The organism is Anaerosporobacter sp. (assembly GCF_965301125.1).
Window position 1 is genome coordinate 1 of sequence record NZ_CBDLAM010000303.1, and the last position, 2,970, is coordinate 2,970.

Annotated in this window: 4 protein-coding genes; 3 read left to right on the top strand and 1 reads right to left on the bottom strand. The window is 35.6% G+C overall.

Annotated elements, in window-relative coordinates; all coding sequences use genetic code 11:
• Positions 1-7 precede the first annotated feature (7 nt).
• Positions 8-130 carry a hypothetical protein gene (locus tag ACW2QF_RS19080; protein ID WP_455717604.1) on the bottom strand — a complete coding sequence of 41 codons (123 nt, stop codon included), beginning with the start codon at positions 128-130 and terminating at the stop codon, positions 8-10.
• Positions 131-376: 246 nt separating this feature from the next.
• Between ACW2QF_RS19080 and ACW2QF_RS19085 the strand changes: the two genes are divergently transcribed.
• The 3 genes from ACW2QF_RS19085 to ACW2QF_RS19095 all read left to right on the top strand — a co-directional run.
• Complete coding sequence (locus ACW2QF_RS19085) at positions 377-1,639, top strand: allantoate amidohydrolase (RefSeq protein ID WP_455717605.1); 1,263 nt, start codon at positions 377-379, stop codon at positions 1,637-1,639.
• A 38-nt stretch (positions 1,640-1,677) separates the two neighbouring features.
• The gene (locus tag ACW2QF_RS19090) at positions 1,678-2,301 is read left to right on the top strand and encodes a cytidylate kinase-like family protein (protein WP_455717606.1); all 624 of its coding nucleotides are present in this window, start codon (positions 1,678-1,680) and stop codon (positions 2,299-2,301) included.
• A 17-nt stretch (positions 2,302-2,318) separates the two neighbouring features.
• Positions 2,319-2,970: PucR family transcriptional regulator ligand-binding domain-containing protein (locus ACW2QF_RS19095; RefSeq protein WP_455717607.1), on the top strand; the 652-nt coding region annotated here is incomplete at its 3' end.

A 2,970-nucleotide genomic window follows, 5' to 3' on the forward strand; every position in this document is an offset into this window, starting at 1 on the left:
TTACGTACTATAACACGAAACACGCTACACACCTAAGTACTTCTAAGTGTGTACACCAAGTTTCGTCAATTGATGCGGAACCGCCTTCGATTCGGCATCCTGCCTCAGCGAAGTCTGGCTCGGCTTCCATGCCTCGCCTTCCTAGGTTACTAAGTACACACTAAGAGGTACTAAGGTTGTTTCGCTATCGTTTTTTAGTCATAGTACGTAAGCTAAGAAGCAAATCTAAATATTGAGAGTTTTGCTTATTCCATTTAGATATGCAAGTACATGTAATAAACTAATAAATAAATATTCTTGGATATGCCTCATTAACTTTAATTAAGGTCATTTGACACTCGAATCCCAGATAAATATAGAAAGGTAGGTAATTATTATGTATAAATGTAGCTTAGAAAGAATGTCAGATAAAATCAAAACATTTTCAACTTTTGGAGACGCTGGTCATGGCGGTATTACAAGATATTCCCTATCAGAAGAAGCCCTTATGGCAAGAAATGAATTTAAGAAACGTATGGAAGCAATTGGTGCAACTATTGAAGTAGATGATCTTGCAAATATGTATGCAACACTTCCTGGAAGTGACCCAGATGCAAAACGTATTGTTATGGGATCTCATGTTGACTCCGTTAAGAATGGCGGTAACTACGATGGTGTTCTAGGAGTTATGTCAGCAATGGAAGTTCTTGAAACAATAGCTGATCAAAAGATTCCTCATAAACATCCATTAACAGCAATGATTTGGACCAATGAAGAGGGTTCGTTGTATCCACCAGCAATGATGTGCTCCGGTATTGTATGTTACGATTATCTCCCAGAAGATATTCGCGGTAAGTTCAAATACGAGGATATGATGAATTCAAAGAGTATCTTAGATGGATCAAAAACCTTTGGTGATGCATTAGAGGCATCTGGATTCAAAGGAGATAAGAAATATAGAATCTCACCAGAGAAATATCAATATATGTTTGAAACACATATTGAGCAAGGACCAATTCTTGAAGATGCAGGTAATACAATTGGTGTAGTTGATTGTGTACTTGGAATGTTTAACTATCGTGTTCGTTTCTATGGTCAAACCGTTCATGCAGGAACTTTCCCAATGCCTAAGAGACGTGATGCATTCTACGCAGCATCTATGGCACTTTGTTACTTACATGAAGAAATCGACAAATTAGGAGTATCCGATTTGGTTTATACAACTGGTGAAGTGGTATGTCACCCTTGTGTACATACTTGTGTACCTGATTACTTCGATTTCTCAATTGATGCAAGACATGAAGATCCTAAAGTACTTGAGAAAGTGCTTGCAATTGTCAAAAGTGTTGCTGATAAAGAGTGGAATGGTTGTACTTGTGAAGTTGTAAGAGCTTGGAACCGTGATACTGTTTATTGGGATAAGAAATTAGTTTCTTATGTTAAGGAAGCAGCAGAAGAATTAGAAGTAAAACATCAATATATCCACTCAGGTGCTGGTCATGATGCACAATTCGCAGCTTATATGTTACCAACAACAATGATCTTCGTTCAATCGAAAGATGGTTTATCCCATTGTGAGCCAGAGTATTCAACACCAGAACATTGTACAGATGGAGCGACTGTTATGTTGAATGCAGTATTAAAGGCAGATGCTGAATAAATAAACTGTTAAATTTGACAAAGTAAAGGAGGATGACGATGAACAATTATGTAATTACAATAGCAAGAGGTTTTGGTAGCGGAGGTAAGGAAATAGCAACGAAATTAGCCAAAGAACTACAGATACCTTGTTATGAAAGACAAATCCTAACGATGGCGTCCGAAATGAGTGGTATTGATGAAAGTGAGTTTGTATCAGTTGATGAGAAGTTACATGGTAGCTACCTAGTTAATCTTTTGAAGTCGGTTCCTTATAATACTGTTGTTAAACCTACAGAAAAAGATTTCGTATCAGATATAAACCTATTTAATATTCAAGCTGAAATCATAAGAAAATTAGCAAAAACAGAGTCATGTATTATAGTAGGAAAATGTGCAGATTATATCCTTGGAACAAATAATAATGTAATTAGTGTATATATCGAGGCACCACGTTCAGCATGTGTAGCTTCCATTATGAACAAGATGAATGTTACTGAAGAAAGAGCACATCAACTAATAAAGAAAACAGATAAATATAGAAGTAATTATTATAAGTACTATACTGGTGGTAAGGATTGGACAAATCCAATAAATTATGATCTTGTTCTTAATAGCTACCGTATTGGTAGAGAAAAATGTGTAGAATTAATTAAGGAATACGTTACTATTAAGTTCAAGTAGGAAATGAGTGATGAAATATGGCACTGCACCTTCAAAAATTATGTCAAAACTCTGATTACTTGTATGGAATGCGTATTCTTGCAGGTGAACAGGGAATGAATAACATTGTTCAGTGGGTACATACAATAGAAGACGTTGAAGCAAGTAGCTTCTTGCATGGTGGTGAATTGATATTTACCACCGGCATTGCAAAAAGGGAAGGGAATTGGTTAATTCCCTTCGTTAATAATTTAGTAGAAAGAAACGCAGCTGGTCTAGTAGTCAATGTTGGTCCATACATTGATAAGGTACCAGCTGAAGTATTAGAGTATGCCAATGAAAAACATTTTCCTATACTAGAAGTACCTTGGAAGACAAAATTAGTTGACATTACTAGGGATTTTTGTAATCAGATTATTAAAGATGAACAACGAGAAGAGCAACTTACTGCTGCACTGAAGAAATTAATGGAATCCTCTTATGATATGGAAAATCAAATTGAAGTTGTTGAAAAGTATGGATTTCATAGAGATGATACCTATTGTGTTGTAGGTATTAGAGTGAATGACCTTGATGAAGACAGGAGAGTATTGGATTTCGTAATTAGTAAAATTCAAGAAGTAGCAGGAGATTTTCTAGATAATATAAATTTCTTTGTACAAGATCAAACGATTTGCATGGTATTCATAG